At 64.4% G+C, this 16,500-nt stretch carries 9 protein-coding genes; 4 read left to right on the forward strand and 5 right to left on the reverse strand.

The window, feature by feature from the left end; all coding sequences use genetic code 11:
- Window positions 1-139 precede the first annotated feature (139 nt).
- Window positions 140-1,207 (forward strand): LacI family DNA-binding transcriptional regulator, encoded by a 1,068-nt coding sequence (locus ASE13_RS15755; RefSeq protein ID WP_082596917.1) that lies wholly within the window; start codon window positions 140-142, stop codon window positions 1,205-1,207.
- A 224-nt stretch (window positions 1,208-1,431) separates the two neighbouring features.
- Here the strand turns inward: ASE13_RS15755 and ASE13_RS19940 are convergent, their stop codons facing one another.
- Together ASE13_RS19940 and ASE13_RS15765 are read right to left on the reverse strand one after the other, a co-directional pair.
- Complete coding sequence (locus tag ASE13_RS19940; RefSeq protein WP_156404935.1) at window positions 1,432-2,100, reverse strand: hypothetical protein; 669 nt, start codon at window positions 2,098-2,100, stop codon at window positions 1,432-1,434.
- A gap of 237 nt (window positions 2,101-2,337) precedes the next feature.
- Window positions 2,338-4,281 (reverse strand): glycoside hydrolase family 97 protein, encoded by a 1,944-nt coding sequence (locus ASE13_RS15765; RefSeq protein ID WP_056618168.1) that lies wholly within the window; start codon window positions 4,279-4,281, stop codon window positions 2,338-2,340.
- Between the two features lie 166 nt (window positions 4,282-4,447).
- Between ASE13_RS15765 and ASE13_RS15770 the strand changes: the two genes are divergently transcribed.
- The 3 genes from ASE13_RS15770 (at window position 4,448) to ASE13_RS15780 (ending at window position 10,729) form a co-directional block, all read left to right on the forward strand.
- Window positions 4,448-6,154 (forward strand): glycoside hydrolase 43 family protein, encoded by a 1,707-nt coding sequence (locus ASE13_RS15770; protein WP_082596922.1) that lies wholly within the window; start codon window positions 4,448-4,450, stop codon window positions 6,152-6,154.
- Window positions 6,151-7,560: a glycosyl hydrolase family 28 protein gene (locus ASE13_RS15775; RefSeq protein WP_156404936.1), complete on the forward strand. Its 1,410-nt coding sequence runs from the start codon at window positions 6,151-6,153 to the stop codon at window positions 7,558-7,560. The genes ASE13_RS15770 and ASE13_RS15775 overlap by 4 nt, the downstream gene beginning before the upstream one ends.
- Window positions 7,561-7,804: 244 nt before the next feature.
- Window positions 7,805-10,729 carry a TonB-dependent receptor gene (locus tag ASE13_RS15780; protein WP_056618173.1) on the forward strand — a complete coding sequence of 975 codons (2,925 nt, stop codon included), beginning with the start codon at window positions 7,805-7,807 and terminating at the stop codon, window positions 10,727-10,729.
- A 264-nt stretch (window positions 10,730-10,993) separates the two neighbouring features.
- Here the strand turns inward: ASE13_RS15780 and ASE13_RS15785 are convergent, their stop codons facing one another.
- From ASE13_RS15785 to ASE13_RS15795, 3 genes are read right to left on the reverse strand one after another with little or no spacing between them, the layout of a single operon-like run.
- The gene (locus ASE13_RS15785; RefSeq protein WP_056618176.1) at window positions 10,994-12,256 is read right to left on the reverse strand and encodes a DUF2264 domain-containing protein; all 1,263 of its coding nucleotides are present in this window, start codon (window positions 12,254-12,256) and stop codon (window positions 10,994-10,996) included.
- A gap of 29 nt (window positions 12,257-12,285) precedes the next feature.
- Window positions 12,286-13,197, reverse strand: coding sequence for a DUF4861 family protein (locus tag ASE13_RS15790; protein ID WP_056618180.1), 912 nt, complete (start codon window positions 13,195-13,197; stop codon window positions 12,286-12,288).
- Window positions 13,194-16,424: a glycoside hydrolase family 2 TIM barrel-domain containing protein gene (locus tag ASE13_RS15795; protein ID WP_056618183.1), complete on the reverse strand. Its 3,231-nt coding sequence runs from the start codon at window positions 16,422-16,424 to the stop codon at window positions 13,194-13,196. Before ASE13_RS15795 ends, ASE13_RS15790 begins: the two co-directional genes overlap by 4 nt.
- Between the last annotated feature and the right edge of the window lie 76 nt (window positions 16,425-16,500).

Below are 16,500 nucleotides of genomic sequence, written 5' to 3' on the forward strand. Positions count from 1 at the left end.
ATCGATATCATATATGCCGCGCGCAGCGGCTCGGGGCAAGCGCGAAGCGATTGACCATGGATGAATTTCTGTTATCGATATCAGAAGGGTGTGCCCTGTGAGCACGCCTCAACGATAACAGAAGGCTGGGTGCTAACCAATGGCGAAGAGAGACGAGCCGGATAGCGGCAACGGCTCCAAGCGGAGCAGCGTCACCATCCATGACGTCGCGCGCCATGCGGGCGTTTCGTCGATGACCGTCTCTCGCGTGATGAACGGCGGCAAATATGTCAGCAAGGAGATGCAGCGAAAGGTCAACGCTTCGATCGAGGCGTTGAGCTATTCGCCGAACCTCACCGCGCGCAGCCTGAAGAGCGATGTCCGCATCGGGGCGCTCTACACCAATCCGAGTTCGTCGAATCTCGGCGCCTTCCTGATGGGTGCCTTTCGTCAGAGCGGCTCCAGCGGGTGCCAGTTCATGATCGAGCCGGGCGTCACCGAGGAGGAGGCGCTGGAGGGGCTCGAACGGTTGATCGAAGCCGGCATTGGCGGGATCATCCTTCCACCGCCTTTGTGCGACTCCGCTGAGATGCTCGCGAGAGTCGCGGCCGCCGGCGTGCTTCCTCTGTCCTTCGCCACCGCGATCCCCCGCGAGAATATTTCGGCGATCGTCGTCGACGACTATAAGGGCGCGTTCGACATGACTCGTCACCTGATCGCGGCCGGGCATCGGGCGATCGGGTTCATTCAGGGCGACCCCCACCATTCGCCCTCGCAGAGGCGGGAACAGGGCTTCCGGGCAGCGCTTGCGGGTGCGGGGGTCCGGATCAAGCCCGAGTGGATCGTTCCGGGCCTCTTCACCTACAAGTCCGGTCTCGACGCGGCGCATCAGTTGCTGGGCATCTCGCCTCGCCCGACGGCGATCTTCGCGAGCAATGACGACATGGCCGCTGCCGTATCCGCCGTCGCCCAGGGAATGGGCCTGTCGGTGCCGCGGGACCTGAGCATCGCGGGTTTCGACGACGCCCCCGTCGCCTCGACCGTCTGGCCCGAACTGACGACGATCAGGCAGCCGATCGCCGACATGGCCGCCACCGCCGTGGCGATGCTCGCCGAGCAGGTGCGCCAGGTCCGCAGCGGCGGTGACGGGAAAGCCAGTCATGTACGGGAAATGCTGACGCTGGTGGAACGCAACTCCACCGGACCTGCGCCCGAAACCCGCGAGTGAGCGCCGGGGAGGGATCTGACGCGGCTCCCGGGGATCCTATCAAGGGGGGGAAGGCTTTGCAGACCTGCTCGCTGATTGAGACGCGACCCCTTGGATGAGAGTTCATATTCCTCCCGCCTCACCCGGCGTTGAGCGGCACTTATATACTTAACGGACTAGATGCAGATTCGTAACCGATATGGCGACGGGCCGGCACTCTCGAATTGATATAAGCTCGGAGGCGTTTAGCCTTCTTCCGAGCTTGGAGTGGCTTGAGGTGTAGCCGGAAATTCTGGAAGCGGCGGAAGCGCTACTCGACGCTTCTGAAGGTCCAGGAGTAGAGCCATCGACTGTCGAAACGATGCTGCAGCTTGTGTTCGCGTCTCATCGCTTTCCGTATGCTGAATAAGCCAGCGATCCTTGAAATAGATCGCCACTTCATTTGCTTCCTTGGCCAGCAAGTTCAGGCGGTCATAGAGGCCCTGCAAAGCGGCGGCGGATATCAGCACTTCGTCAACGTTCGTGCGCCTTTGTGGTGTTTCAGCGACCTCCGCATCGGGATGCACCAAGCGGACGTGGATAACGCCATCTCGCAGTTTTTTATGATCGCCCACGTGAGTCAGGGTCTGCTTCACAAGGTTCTGTGTTTCAACAGGGATCGTGCCGTCAAATAAGCACACCGACGCTCGGATAATTCCAAGCTTGGCATCCATCCCGTTCACCCGGCCGGAAACCTCCAACCACATACTAGGATGCAGTTCGAGAGCCATGCCTAGCGCAGCGTCTATTGCGCCTTCCAGCCAGTTCCACGCTAAGCTGATAGCCCCGATCAGTTGCAACCGCTTGGCATCGACATCGGTTAGGAAATCGAATTCCTGATAGACACGATTAGATTCTGTGGAGCGACGGCGCATGAGGCCTCCGATGGAAAACGAAGACTAGAAGAACAGCCAACCAGACCAACAGCGGGACGAACTGTTGCGCCGTGCTCCCGCGACTCCCCCGATCAGCAATGAGGATATCCTCAAGCGCTCGAAGGAGTCTCACTGAAAGTATCGCTTGCGCCTCGTGCCTATTGGACGCGGCGTTTCGTAGATTTTAGAAAGCGAGCGTATCAGGTTGCCGGTAAGCCAACCGCGACGTCCTCACCCCTAAAGCGGCTCGAACAGGATCGCCTGGCCGCCGCTCGGCGCGAGCTCGAGCTCCAGCCGGTCCGAGGCGTGGACATCGCGGCTGGAGATCGCGACGGGCGTCTCCCTCGGTTGCGCCGCCGGGGGGCCGTCCGAGAACATGGTTGCGCGCCATCGGCCCTGTCCGAGGAAATCGAGCGGTATCTGGAGGTTTCGTGCCGCTTCGTTGGTCATGGCGCCGAGGAACCAGCGCCCGCCACGCCGCCGCGCGACGGCAACATGCTCGCCGATCGCGCCTCCGAGCGCGACGGTCTCGTCCCAGCTCGTCGGGCATGCGTCGAACCAGCGCAGCTCGGGCCAGGCGGCGTCCGACGCATATTTGTCCGGCGCGTCGTACCAATAGAGGAAGGTGAGCGGATTGTAATAGACCGCCGCCATCGCGAGCTGATGCGCGTTGGTCGTCTGGTTCCGCTCATGGGCGTAGCAGATCGTATAGTCGATCGGCCCCGCGAGCGCGCGCGTGAAGGGCAGCGTGACGTTGTGCCGGGCGGTCGGGAACTGCTCGTTGCCGCGTACACCCTCGAGCGCGATATAGTTGGGCAGCGTGCGCTCCAGACCCGCCGGTCTCAGATTGTCATGGAGGTTCACCATCAACCGGTGACGCCCGCAGCGCTCGATCAGGTTGTAGATGAAATCCACATCTTCCTGGCGGCCTTCCCAGACGAAGCCGAACTTGATGCCGGCCACGCCCCAGTCGCGATAGGTGCGGACGATCGCGTCGAGCTGCCGCATCGCGGGTACGCGATCCACGTAGAGGATCATCCCGATCCCTTTGGCCTTCGCCGCGGCGATGATCCGCGCCATGTCGAGCCCGGCGATCGGTACGGTGGCGTCGCTCGGATCGGTGCCGTCGCCATACCAATGGGCGTCGAACTCGACGAACTCGAGCCGGCGTTTCGCTGCGAAGTCGATACAGGCGAGCGCGCGCTCGGTGGTGTACGGCTTGCGGATGCGGAAGGCGCGGCCCGGGCGCACCCAGGAGACGTCCCCGAGCCGGTTGGGCGTCGCGAGCGACTGGACCAGCCCCGCCCGCTCGAGCAGCTTGGCCGGGCTGAGCGATATCAGCACCACGCGCCACGGCGTCTCGAACGGGGCGTCCACGGCAAAGACGGGAGCGGCGTGCGTGTCGCCCGGGCCGGAATAGCCAGTGGCGCGCCCCGGGAAGCGCATGAGGTGCGTGACGATCGTGTCGCGCCCGGCCCCCTGGAACATGGTCCGGGGATAATGGAGCCGATCCGCCTCGCAGACGCTGAGGGCGATGCCCTGCGGCGTCGCGACATGGAGTGGGGGGTCCGCCAACGGGCCCTGGTCGGTGCTGGCGGTGAGGTCCGGATGTGGGGGCGGGACGAGCGCCTCCGGTGCCGACACCGCATATTCGCCTTCGTCCCGGCTGCTCCACACGCGCGAGCCGCTGGGGAAGCGCAAATGCGTGGCCTCTCCGCCGAGGCGAAAGGCCCGTGGTGCCAAGAGGACGTAGCGCACCGCCACGCCGTGGTCGTGCGCGGCGAGGCGAATGGCGAATTGCAGCGCCCGGTCCGGATCCTCGAATACGATTTCGAGCTCGTTCCGGATGCCGTCATAGATTTCGGCGATTCCGTAAGGCGGGCGCCAGCGCTCGCCGCGCCGGTGCATGCGGTGGCGCAGGTATCGCGCGCCGGGCCCGAGCGATTTCCCTTCGTGGAGGATCAACGCCAGCCGGGATGTTTCGAGGACGGGCATGCCGTCCATGCTCGCCGACCAGCAGGGGAAGGGCTCCGCGGCATGCGGCAAGGCTAGCGCGGCGCGAATCCTCCCATTCGGCGAACGGACCTCCAGCAGCCGCGCCGGGCGGACGGTCGCGGCAGCGTCACCCGCCGCCGTCGCAGCGATGGCGCCCGAAATCAATTCGCGTCGACCGATCAGCATCCCATCTCCTCTCCCCCGCCGCGTTTCGCGATCATGGGTATCAACTATCTCTTGCGCAGGCACGCCGGACGCGTCATTCTGGTATCGATAACAGACGTACTGGATACGGCAAGTCGCAAAGAGGGGATGGGCAGAAATGTCAGCTGGCCAACTGGACGGGCGGAGTATGAGGCGGGGCATTCGACTGCTCGCGGCGCTTTGGGCGGCGCAGGTCCCCGCGGACGCACAGCCGAACGACGGGCGCTGGTTCCCGGATCGCGGCGACGGAACCTATGCCAATCCCGTCCTGGCCGGCGACTATTCCGATCCGGATGTCGTGCGCGTCGGCGACGATTTCTACCTGACGGCGTCTTCCTTCACCAATGCTCCGGGCCTTCCGATCCTGCACTCGCGCGACCTGGTGAACTGGACGCTGATCGGCCATGCCCTGCCGGCCGTCCCGCCCGTGGCGCATTTCCGCACGCCGCGGCGGGGCGGCGGAGTCTGGGCGCCGGCGATCCGCCATCGCGGCGGGCGTTTCCTGATCTATTATCCGGATCCGGACTTCGGGATCTTCGTGCTGACCGCCGCCGATCCGCGCGGCCCCTGGTCCGCGCCCAAGCTCGTCGACGCGACCAGGGGGGCGATCGATCCCGCGCCATTCTGGGACGACGACGGCACCGGCTGGCTCGTCCATGCCTATGCGGGCAGCCGTGCGGGCATATCCAATATGATCGTCCTGAAGCGGCTCAACGCGGACGGCACCAAGACGGTGGGGAAGGCGCGCACGATCATCGACGGCGCCACGCTGCCGCCCGTGGCGACGAGTCTCGGCCTTCGCCCCTGGCAGACCACCGAAGGCCCCAAGCTCTACAAGCGCGGCGGCTGGTATTATGTGTTCGCTCCCAGCGGCAGCGTGAAGGGGGGATGGCAGGGCGTGTTCCGCAGCCGACGCATCGAGGGTCCCTATGAGGGGCGCAATGTCCTCGACCAGGGCGCGACCGAGATCAATGGACCGCATCAGGGCGCGTGGGTCACGACGCCGTCGGGCGAGGACTGGTTCGTGCATTTCCAGGATCGCGACAGCTATGGCCGCGTCGTCCATCTGCAGCCGATGCGCTGGCGCCAGGGATGGCCGGTCATCGGCGCCGATCCCGATGGGGACGGGCGGGGCGAACCCGTGCTCCAGCACCAGAAGCCGAATGTGCACCCGCAGCCGCGAACCGCGCCGGTGGCCGACGACGCGTTCGAGGGGCCGCTGTCGCTCGCCTGGCAATGGAACAGCAATCCGGGCGAGGACTGGTGGTCGCTGGTCGCCGGCAGGCTGCGCCTCAAGTCGATAAGTGGCTCGGCCAACCTCTACGAGGCGGGCAATCTGCTGTCGCAGAAGCTGCCGGGGCCGGCTTTCACTGCGACGACATTGCTCCGGTTCCGGCCGCTCCGGGCGGGAGAGCGTGCGGGACTGGCGATAATGGGGCAGCGTTACGCGTGGATCGGACTCGAGCGGCGCGGCAACGAGACGCAGCTCGTCCAGGGATGGCGCGACGGCGTCGAGCCCGCGATGGCCGAGCAGCGCAGCTTCGGGCCGGTGATCGCCGGCAGCGCGCCGATATGGCTGCGGCTTCAGGCGGAACCCGTGACGGTGCAGGTCGCCCCACCCGGATTCGAGCCCTATTGGCCGTCGATGCTGCGCGAGACGCACGCGCGGGTGCGGTTCAGCTACAGCCTCGACGGCGAGCATTTCGTCGCCTTCGGTCCGGCGTTCGAAACCCGGCCGGGCCGCTGGGTCGGCGCGCAGATCGGCCTTTTCGCGCAGGCGCAGGATGGCACGCCCGCCAGTGTCGCGACATCGGTCGGCTTCGCCGACTTCGACTCGTTCGGGATAACGCGATGACGCATGCGCGAATCTGCACGATGCTGCTCTGCGCCCCGCTTGCGCTGGCCTGCCTTCCAGCGGCGGCGCAGACGGCCGATGGCGGGCTGCGCATCCACGAACCGCCTGCGGGCAAGGCGTTCTGGTCGTACCTCAACGACGATTTCACCGTTCGGGTGCGCATTCCGGGCGGCGTGTGGCGCGATCTCTACGAATATGACGTGAAGGTCGATCTGGATCGGCCGCAGGATGCCTCGATGGTGTTCTTCGACATCGCGGGCCCGGTCGAGGTCGCGGTGAAGAAGAACAACGGCGACGTGCGTCGCGTTCAGGTCCGCCCGGACTCCGCCGGGGTGCGCGCGAAGCTGGTGGGCAACACCGCCTATTTCCGGCTCGAGAAGCCCACGAACATCTCGGTCGAGTTCGACGGCGACCGGCTGCACAATCTGCATCTCTTCGCCAACGCGCCGGAGCCGGAGCTGCCGCCGCCGGGGCCGGGTGTCGTCTATTTCGGTCCGGGCGTCCATCCGCTTCCCGAGGGGCAGAAAACGTTCCGCATTCCTTCCAACACCATCGTCGTGCTTGCCGGCGGGGCGCTCGTGCAGGGCAATATCGAGATACGCGACGCGGAGAATGTGCGCATCGTCGGTCACGGCATCATCGATCACCCGCAAGAAGGCATCACCATCGCCAATTCGCGCAACGTAACGGTGGACGGGCCGATCGTCCTCAATCCGAACCATTATACGCTTCTGTGCGGCCAGTCGGCGGGCGTCACCATCCGCAACCTCAAATCGTTCAGCGCCGCCAGCTGGAGCGACGGGCTGGACTTCATGAGCTGCTCCGACGTCCGCGTCGACGGCGTCTTCATGCGCAATTCGGACGATACGATCGCGATCTACGGCGGCCGCTGGGATTACAAGGGCGACGCGCGCCATTACCGGATCGCCAATTCGATCCTCTGGGCCGATGTCGCCCATCCGATCAATATCGGCCTGCACGGCACTCCCGATGCTGCGGAGGTGCTCGAGGATATCGAATTCCGCAATATCGACATCCTTGGCCATGACGAGGACGACCGCGACTATCAGGGCGCGATGGCGATCACCGACGGGGACAATAATCTGGTGCGCGACGTTCGCTTCGAGGACATCCGGATCGACGATATCCAGGAAGGGATGCTGTTCAACTTCCGGGCCGTGTTCAACGCAAAGTACAGCCACGCCCCAGGGCGCGGAATCGAGAACATCACCCTCCGCAACGTCCACTTCAAGGGCGGGGACATCAATCGTCCCGTCATCGCCGGCCATTCGGAGGACCGCCGCGTTCGCGGCGTCAGAATCGAGAATGTCACCGTCGGCGGCAAGCGGATCAGGCGTTCCGACATCGATGTCGGGCCGTTCGTGGACGATCTCGTCGTCCGGTAGCGGCGCGAGGACTCGGGCTCGCAACAGGAATCCACATTGCGGCCGCCCCCGGGAAAATACGGAGCACGTGACGATTCACCAAGAACCCTGTTGACATATTCTGTTATCGATATCAGAAGTTCTGCTACCGATAACAGACCGGCGGCCGAACGGGCCAGCCAGGCGGGTAGGGAGAGCGGATTCTGCGGAGGTGATGAACCTCCTCTCCCGACTCTCGGCTGGACAGGGAGATTAGGAGAGGATCATGAGAACGCTTTCTAAATTGGCCGCCGCGCTTTTGTGCACTTCAGCTGCCGTCCCGGCCTGGGCGCAGGATGTTCCGCAGCCGGCGGACGCGACGTCGGGGCAGGAGACGGCAACGGATACCGACGCGATCGTCGTCACCGGAATCCGCGAGAGCCTGCAATCCGCCGCGCAGCGCAAGAAGAACACCAATGAGGTGATGGATACGATCAGCGCCGAGGATATCGGCAAGCTGCCCGACAACAATGTCGCCGCCACGCTCTCGCGCGTTCCCGGCGTGCAGGCCTATCGCTTCGGTGGCGAATCGGCATCGCCGGTCGGGCAGGGCAGTGGCCTCACGATCCGCGGCCTTTCGGGACAGACCTCGTCGCAGGTCGACGGACGCGCCTTCATCACCGCGGGCGGCCGCGAATTCAACGTCGAGGGCGCCAGCCCCGGCCTGGTCGCCGGCATCGACGTCTACAAGAATCCCTCCGCCGAACACATCGAGGGCGGCATCGGCGGCCTCATCAACATCCGCACGCGCCGGCCACTCGATTTCACGGGCACCGTCGTGTCGGGCTCGGTCGGCGGTCGCTACAATGATCTCGGCAAGAAGGTGGAGCCCGAGCTTTTCCTGCTGGGCTCGAGCCGGTGGAATGTCGGCGACGGCGAGATGGGGCTCCTTCTCGTCGGATCCTGGTCCCGCAGCTTCAACCGCGGCGACAACAATCCGGCCGGCGGCGGCACGTCGATCCGGCGGGCGATCCGCGGCAACAGCCCCGAATATGCCGCCAATGTCGGCACCGGGCTCAACCTCAACTCGGCTTATGTGGGCAGGTCGGACGTCGTCTATCTCGCCGATGTCGCCAATCCCTTGGCGCTCTCGGCCACCGATCGCGGCAATCTCGTCTCGACCGTGACCGAGGGGCACAACGTCTTCCAGGAAGATTATCTGCGCACCCGCAAGGGGCTGGCCGGGTCCTTCCAGTACAAGCCGACGCCTCGCCTCGAATTCTATATCGACGGCAACTACACCTATTACCAGTATCACCAGAACTACCGGTTCCTGAACATCGCCAACTCGCGCTATGTCCAGAATGCCGCGACCGTTCCGTTCACGATCGACGAGATGCTCGCCAACCGGAACAGCAACGGCGGCACCAACGAGCTCCTGTCGGGTACGCGTCTTGCCTCAGGCACCTTCCTCGGCTCCACCGCCGCCTCGATCGGCGGCGACGAGAAGAGCGACTATATCTCTTATCTGCTCGCCGGTGGCGTGAAGTGGCAGGTGACCGACGAGTTCGACGTCCATTTCGACTATTCGTACGTCAAGGCCGACCGCTCGACCGACAATCGCTCGGTCACTGCCGCCAGCCGTGCCGGCCTGGCGTGGGACGTCACCCGCGACCTCACGACCAAGCCCGCGCAGCTCGGTATTTCGGGTCCCGACCTCGCCAGTCCCGCCAACTGGGTGTTCAACAACTATTCCAATGGCAACAACCAGGCATGGGACGACAAGTCGGGGGCCGCCGCGCTGGATCTGCGCTATCGGCCGCGCGATTCCTTCATCAAGGCCCTGAAGGTCGGCGCCCGCTATTCGGTGCTCGAAAGTCAGTACAACAATTATTCGTTCGGCCGGAACCTGACCACCGACGGCGCGTCGCTCGCCCCGAACCAGTCGAACGGGATCGCGATCCTGCCTTATGCGGACATGTTCGAGATCGCTCCGTCCAATTTCATGAACGGCGCGATGGGCTATAGCGGCGGCTATCTGACCTTCTCGCCCGACGCGCTGCTCGGCGACAATGTGCGCGCACGCTTCCCCAATGCGGGAATCCTTCCCGAGGACAATCTCGCGGAGAATCTGCTGAGCCGTCGCTACATCCGCGAGCGGACCTATGCGGTTTACGGTGCGGCGGACTTCGCGTTTCTCGACGATCGGATCCAGGGCAATATCGGCGTCCGGGCCGTCCGCGCGGAAGGCTTTGCACGCGCCATGGTCAACTCGCAGGCGTCGCCCACTTCGCCGGTCGTCATCGTCCCGAACGAGAGCGACTCGTCGCGCTGGGATGTGCTGCCGAGTGCGAACCTCTCATGGCGCATCACGCCGGATACGATCCTGCGTCTCGGCTACGGCAAGGGGATCACCCGCGCCAGCACCGACGCACTGAACCCGGCGATCTCGGTGAACACCGTCACGGGCACCGGCAACAAGGGCAATCCCGATCTCGGGCCGCAAAAGGCGGACAATTTCGACATCTCGCTCGAGCATTATTTCTCGCCGGTCAATTATGCCGCGGTCGCCCTGTTCTACAAGAACGTGAAGGGCTTCTTCAGCGGCATCTCCCAGTGCGAGACGGTGCCGACCTATCCGGCCTATACCGGCACCGCCGCCAACAACTGCACCGGCGGGCAATATTACATCAATCAGACGGTGAACGCGCAGAACGGCTGGGCCAAGGGCGTGGAGGTCTCGGGTCAGACGTTCTTCGACTATGATTTCGTGCCGAAATTCCTGCACAATTTCGGCGTGTCGGGGTCGTTCACCTATGTCGACACCAAGAACCCGCTGATCCTGAACGGGATACTGACCGACACGCCGCAGCCCTTTACCTCCAAATATAATTGGACGGCCTCGGGCTTCTACGAGGACGACGTCCTCACTGCGCGCGTGGTCTATACCTATCGCTCGGAGTCGATCCTGTTCAACGTCGCCGGAAACCCGATCGACGGGCGCTATATCCGCCCATTCGGGCTGCTCGACGCATCGGTGAGCTTCAAGCTCATGCCCGAGCTGACGTTGTCGCTGAATGCCGAGAACCTCACCAAGGTCGCGGCCGATCGCTTCGTCGGCGAGCCGGGCATGACCACCGGGATCGAGCGCCAGCATTTCTACAACGGCCGCAATTTCAGCGCGGCATTGCGCTTCCGTTTCGGCAATTGATGCGATTGTCCTTTTTCGAGGCGTGAAGCGGAGCTCGACTCCCAAACCTCGGGCGCAAGGCGGGCTGCGATCGATGATCGCAGCCCGTTTTCTTTTGGGGCGAGATCTCCGGAAGCAGCTCGCCGATGCCGATCGACATACCAGACCGTCGGCAGGGAGTAGGTCGGGGAACTCATACTAAAAACACGTCATCCCCGCTTTCGCGGGGACGACGAAATAGGGGCAGCCTGTGAGACAAATCAACAGGTTGAACGGTTTCTCAATCTAATAGTCGACGTAATAATCCTTGGGGAAGGCCTCGCCGCCAAAGGCCTTTTTGGTCGTCCATGGCAGGTCGGGCGCGGTCCAGTAGCTGTCCTTTGCGGGAAGGCCCAGCGCAATGAGGCTCTCAGCGGCGATATACATGCTGCCAGCGTTCGAGTAGATATCGCCGAGCGTCGGCTGATGGCCGGCGAAGCCGATCGTGAGATAGCCTTTTCCGTCGAAGTTCGAGGGATTGCGGAAGATCGCGCGTTGCGCCGCGAGCGTCGCCGAGCGGACCTGGCCTTCGGGCAAGGATTTGGGGAGCTTCTTGCGCCAGGCGAGCAGCCCCAGCGGCTGGAAGACGGCCGTGCGATAGGTGAGCGACCGCCCGATTGGCGCATAGCTGCCGTCCGGTCCGATCAGCCGCTCGAGATGCTCGCCGAACCGCTGCATCCTTCTGTATGCCTGCTCGAGCAGTTCCGGCGCATTGAGTTTGTTGAACCTGGCGCCGGTCGCGACGAGCACCTCGAGGATTTCCACGAGCATGGGGTGGATCACATAGGAATTATAGTGATCGAAGTGGAAGCGCGGCCCATCGGCATACCAGCCGTCGCCCACATACCATTCGTTGATCTTGCGAACCGCGAGGTCGATCCGGATCGGGTCCCACTGCTCGCCGATCGAGAGCAGGAACGCCTCGTTCATCGCCGCGAAGAGCAGCCAATTGGTGTAGGGCGGCGGCACCCGGCGCAGGCCCTGGATTTCCTGCACCACCCGTTGCCTGGTAGTCGCATCGAGCGGATCCCAGAGCTGCTTCGGCGCGCGCAGAAAGGCATTGGTGAAATAGGCCGAATCGACGAGCGGCTGGCCTTCGGCTTTCCATAGGAGATAGTCGGGGCTCGCCGGATCGACCGAGTGCGCGTAGCTGGCGATCGCCTGCCGGCGCAGCTTCGCGCGCAGCCGCCCCTCGGGCATATCGTCATCCGGAAGCGCCAACCAGGGCGCGATCCCGGACATCAGCCGCCCGAAACATTCGAGATACGCCACCTTGGGATTGCGCCCGTCCCAGGTCGGACTGAGCTCCGGCGTGAAGGCCGCGTGCAGCCGACCTTCGGACATCGGGCCCAATACCGGTTCCGCCATGGCGGCGAGGATTTCGAGCATATAGCCCCGGTCGCCCGCGCCGCGGGCGGCGGGCTTGCGCTGCGCGGCGGCGATGCCCGGCGCCGTCGCGGCAAGGGTTCCGGTGGCAAGAGCGGAGGCGAGGAAACGGCGGCGTTCCATTGGGCGTATGTCCTTGCTGGTGCGCGCGATCAGCGCGGCAAGCGGAAGTCGAGCGGCTCTGCGGCGGCGTAGCGATCCCAGGCTTCACGGCTGCGGAAGCCGCCTTCGCCCAGGCTCCAGGCCGAGCCGGAGTAATAGACGAACGGCTTGCCCGGCGTGACTCGCAGCAGCACGAGGTGATTGTCGGCATCCTGTCGTATCTCGGCGATCATCGCCGGATCGACCCGCAACGCGACCGCCATGCGCCCATGGCCCCGATCCTCGGGTCCCCACCAGGAGAGCAGGCCGCGCGCGCGGTCGACGGTCAGTTCCCCGCCATCGCCGGTGGTGCGCTTGCCGATGCCGATGCCCACGAGCAGCGGCTCGGGCTTGTCGGATCGGATCGTCGACACCATCCGCGTAAAATGCGTGCCGAGCGGAAGGGTGAACCGCCGCTTCTCCCATACCTTGCGGGTAACATCGACTGGCCAGGCGGCATAGTCGACTTCGAAGTCGGCGACGTTCGGTCCGTTCTTCAGGATCCGGTAGCTGCGATAGTTGCGCGAGGTCCACAGCTTGTTGTCGAACCAGATGCCGAGGCCTCCGGCGCCGCGTCCGGTGCCGACATTGTAGAAGTCGAGTCCCTCGCCATGATATGCGTGCTGGTCGCCTGTGCGCAGCTGCCGGTCCATGAAAGGCCAGACCACGTTCTTGCCCCAGCTGTCGATTCCCGACCCGGAGGGCGGCTCGGCCGCCTCCAGTGCATGGCCGTAGATGCGATGCGCGGTGCGATCATTCTCCCAGAGGAGATCGCCGTACCGATAGTCGGCAAGCACGACTGCCGCCTTTGGCGACCGGTCGGCCGCGGGCGGCAGCGGACTTGCGATCGGCGGCATGTCCTGGGCGAGACTCGTGCCGGCGAGCAGCACGACGGTCGCCGCGGCGCAAAGCCGGCGGTTCATTGCAGGCTCTCAGCCGCTGCGGGCCTGGCTTTGTCAGGCGTGGTGCCGTCGCCTGCGAAGGGCGTCAGCGTGAAGCCGTAGCGTATCGGCTTCAGCGGGACGCGGTATTGCGGCAAGGGCCGCCCGCCGGCGTCCCAAGCATTGTCCCCGCCGACGCCGGACTGGATCGCGTCGATCATCAGCGAAACCTCCCCATGCGGCACGATGTCGGTGCTCCGCCGCGTGCCCGGGGGACGGCGGGAGAGATCGTCATAGGGAAACGCCAGCGCGTTCATCGACAGCGGCGCATCGCCACCGACGCGCAGCCCGCCATGGCCCGGCTGGAGCAGCTCCATCCAGCGGACGTCCACTTTGTTGCCGGTTTCCTGGGGGCGCATATAATCGTGCGGCTGATCGGCGATCCTGCCCCGCCACAGCCCCAGCGGCGCCCCCGTCTTGCGGTCTTGGTAGCTTTCGTGCGGGCCGCGGCCATACCAGGAGAGCGTGTCGATGCGCGTGGGCATCGAGAAGAACATCCCCACGCGCAGCGGATCGGGCAGGTCCGGCTTGAGCGGCGTGAAATCGCCTTCGATCCGGACCGATCCGTCGCCCGCCATGCGATAGCGGGAGACGAACGTGGCGGCACCGTCGCCAACCGAATAATGGACCGTCACCTCGGCCGCATCGGCGCCGAGCCGGCGCGCCGTGATATCCGTCACGATGCGCTCCGCCGAAGCCCGTTTCCACAGGCCGTGCGATTTCTCGAGCCCCGTGCCGATATCGTTGTCGGTCAGCGCGCGGTAGAAATTGGGCGCGCCACCCTGGAGAAGGGGTTGTCCGTTGACGGAATAGCGCTCGATGAGGCCGGTCTTGCGGTCGAGGACCAACTCGGCGCCCGGGGCTGCGAGGCGGATTTCCCCCTGGCTATCGGTGAGCGTGAGGTTGCCCGAGAGCGCCGGCGTGCTCGCCGGCTCCCGCCCGAGCACGAATTGCTCCCATCCGATCACCGTCGCGGCGTCCACTGCGGGAATTGCCCCGGCCTTGGCGCGGGCGCTCACCGTCAGCACATATTCGGCGCCGGGCCTGCGGGCGAAGGATGGCAGCGCCAGCGCAGCCGTCTCGTGGCCCCGCGCCGGTGTGTGGAGTGCCGGAAGCTGCCCCGTCGCCACCGGCACCCCGTCCTCCAGCACCTCGAAGCCGAAATCGTAGTCCGACAGGTCGACGAAGTCATGCCGGTTGGTGATCGTCACCGTGCCGGCCGCGGCGTCGAAGTTCGAGAACTGGATCGGCGAATAGACCTTTCGGATCTCGAACAAATGCGGATTGGGCGTGCGGTCGGGCTGGTACAGGCCGTCGCCGAACTCGATGTCGCCGCCAGGATTGGGCCCATATTCGCCGCCCGTGCCCCAATATCGGCGGCCGTCGGCAGTGTATCGATACATGGATTGATCGACCCAATCCCAGACGAACCCGCCCTGGAGCTTGTCGGGATGCGCGTAGATCGCGTCCCAATATTCCTTGAGGTTGCCGCCCGAATTGCCCTGCATATGGGCATATTCGCACTGGATCATCGGCTGGCGGAACGCCCAATTCTCCGCATAGTCGATCATCTTTTCGACGCTGTCGTACATCGGCGCATAGATGTCGGCATAGTCGTTGGGCCGGTGATCGGACACGCCGGCCCAGGTTCCCCAGCCGAGATAGCTGACGAGACGCGCCGGATCGCGCGCCTTGACCGCCGCAGCCGCCTTGTTGAAGTTCGGTCCGATCCCCGCCTCGTTGCCCAGGGACCAGAAGATGATCGAGGGGTGGTTCTTGTCACGCTCGACCATGTTGGTCACCCGGCTGACATGGGCTCCCTCCCATGCGGGATCGAAGCCGATCTGATAGCGCCCGCGCACCTCCGGATGCTTGTTCGCCCAGTCCATGTAACCATGGCTCTCGATATTCGCCTCATCCATCACATAGAGCCCGTATTTGTCCGCGAGCTCGTACAGGCGCGGATCGTTCGGGTAATGCGAGGTGCGCAGCGCATTGATGTTCGCGCGCTTCATCAACTGGATGTCGCGCTCCATGGATTCGTAAGAGATGACGTGGAACGTCTCGGGATCATGCTCGTGGCGGTTGACGCCGCGTATCGTGATCGGTCGGCCGTTGACGCTGACCAGGCCGTTCCTGATCTCCACCGTGCGAAAGCCGATGCGGCTGTAGGTCGACTGGATGATCTTGCCCTTGGCGTCGTACAATTCGACGAGCAGCATGTAGAGATTCGGGGTTTCCGCGGTCCATGGCTTCACGTCGGCGATGGTCGCCGCGAGAGTCACCGTCCGCTCCCCGGTTCCGGCGGATACCGGCTTCGAGATCTCGGCGATTTGCCGGTCGCCGTCGAGAAGGATGGCCTTGGCGACAGCCGCTTCGCGGCCGGGAGACACCGCCACATCGACGGCCAGCTTCCCGTTTCGATACTGCGCATCCAGCCCGGCATGGACGAAGAAGTCGCGGACGCGGGTTTTGGGAGCGGCCATCAGGAAGACCTCGCGCTCGATCCCGGAGACGCGCCAGAAGTCCTGATCCTCGAGATAAGACCCGTCCGACCAGCGGAAGACCTGGATCGCCACCGTGTTCCTGCCGGGGCGCACGTAGCGCGTCACATCGAACTCGGAAGGAAGCTTGGAATCCTCGGAATAGCCGACCTTCTCGCCATTGACCCAGACGTAATAAGCCGAGCCCGCCGCGCCGATGTGCAGGATCACGTCCGAGCCGTTCCAGTTGGCGGGCACCTCGACGTCGCGGCGGTAGGAGCCGACCGGATTGGTGGCATGCGGAATGAGCGGCCGGTTCGCCGGAAACGGATAGGTGATGTTGTTGTAGCGCGGCTGGTCATAGCCTTCGGTCTGCCAGTCCGCCGGCACCTTGATCTCCTTCCACTTCGAAACGTCGAAGGAAGGCTGTTCGAAGCCGGTCGGCAGTCGATCGGCGCTCGGGGAAAATGAGAATTTCCATTGTCCGTTCAGCGGCAGGAAGCGTTCGGATTTCGTACGGTGACCCGCCACTGCCTTCTCTCGAGTCTCGAAAGGAAAGCCGGTCGCACGCGCCGGCAGCTTGTTGGTGGCGTATACGGCCGGATTTTCCCAATCGGGCCGATCGGGGGATATCTGCGGTTGAACCGGCGGTGCGGGATCCTGGGCCGGGAGCGCGGACGGGATTCCCGCAAGGAGGAGTGCCGTAAGTGCGCGGATTGATCGCATAAATCCTCTTCCCGCCGGTCTGAAGCCGGATCGACTAGCATCTTCATTGGTGATACGGACGCGTAGCTTCCGGAGA

Origin of the sequence: Sphingomonas sp. Root241 (assembly GCF_001428865.1) — a bacterium.
Classification (GTDB): domain Bacteria; phylum Pseudomonadota; class Alphaproteobacteria; order Sphingomonadales; family Sphingomonadaceae; genus Sphingomonas.

What these genes read in the sequence shown, in the direction of transcription:
- ASE13_RS15780 (WP_056618173.1), top strand. Translation starts at nt 7,805, where the DNA reads ATGAGAACGCTTTCTAAATTGGCCGCCGCGCTTTTGTGCACTTCAGCT.
- ASE13_RS15770 (WP_082596922.1), top strand. Translation starts at nt 4,448, where the DNA reads ATGAGGCGGGGCATTCGACTGCTCGCGGCGCTTTGGGCGGCGCAGGTC.
- ASE13_RS19940 (WP_156404935.1), bottom strand. Translation starts at nt 2,100, where the DNA reads ATGCGCCGTCGCTCCACAGAATCTAATCGTGTCTATCAGGAATTCGAT.
- ASE13_RS15785 (WP_056618176.1), bottom strand. Translation starts at nt 12,256, where the DNA reads ATGGAACGCCGCCGTTTCCTCGCCTCCGCTCTTGCCACCGGAACCCTT.
- ASE13_RS15755 (WP_082596917.1), top strand. Translation starts at nt 140, where the DNA reads ATGGCGAAGAGAGACGAGCCGGATAGCGGCAACGGCTCCAAGCGGAGC.
- ASE13_RS15790 (WP_056618180.1), bottom strand. Translation starts at nt 13,197, where the DNA reads ATGAACCGCCGGCTTTGCGCCGCGGCGACCGTCGTGCTGCTCGCCGGC.
- ASE13_RS15775 (WP_156404936.1), top strand. Translation starts at nt 6,151, where the DNA reads ATGACGCATGCGCGAATCTGCACGATGCTGCTCTGCGCCCCGCTTGCG.
- ASE13_RS15765 (WP_056618168.1), bottom strand. Translation starts at nt 4,281, where the DNA reads ATGCTGATCGGTCGACGCGAATTGATTTCGGGCGCCATCGCTGCGACG.
- ASE13_RS15795 (WP_056618183.1), bottom strand. Translation starts at nt 16,424, where the DNA reads ATGCGATCAATCCGCGCACTTACGGCACTCCTCCTTGCGGGAATCCCG.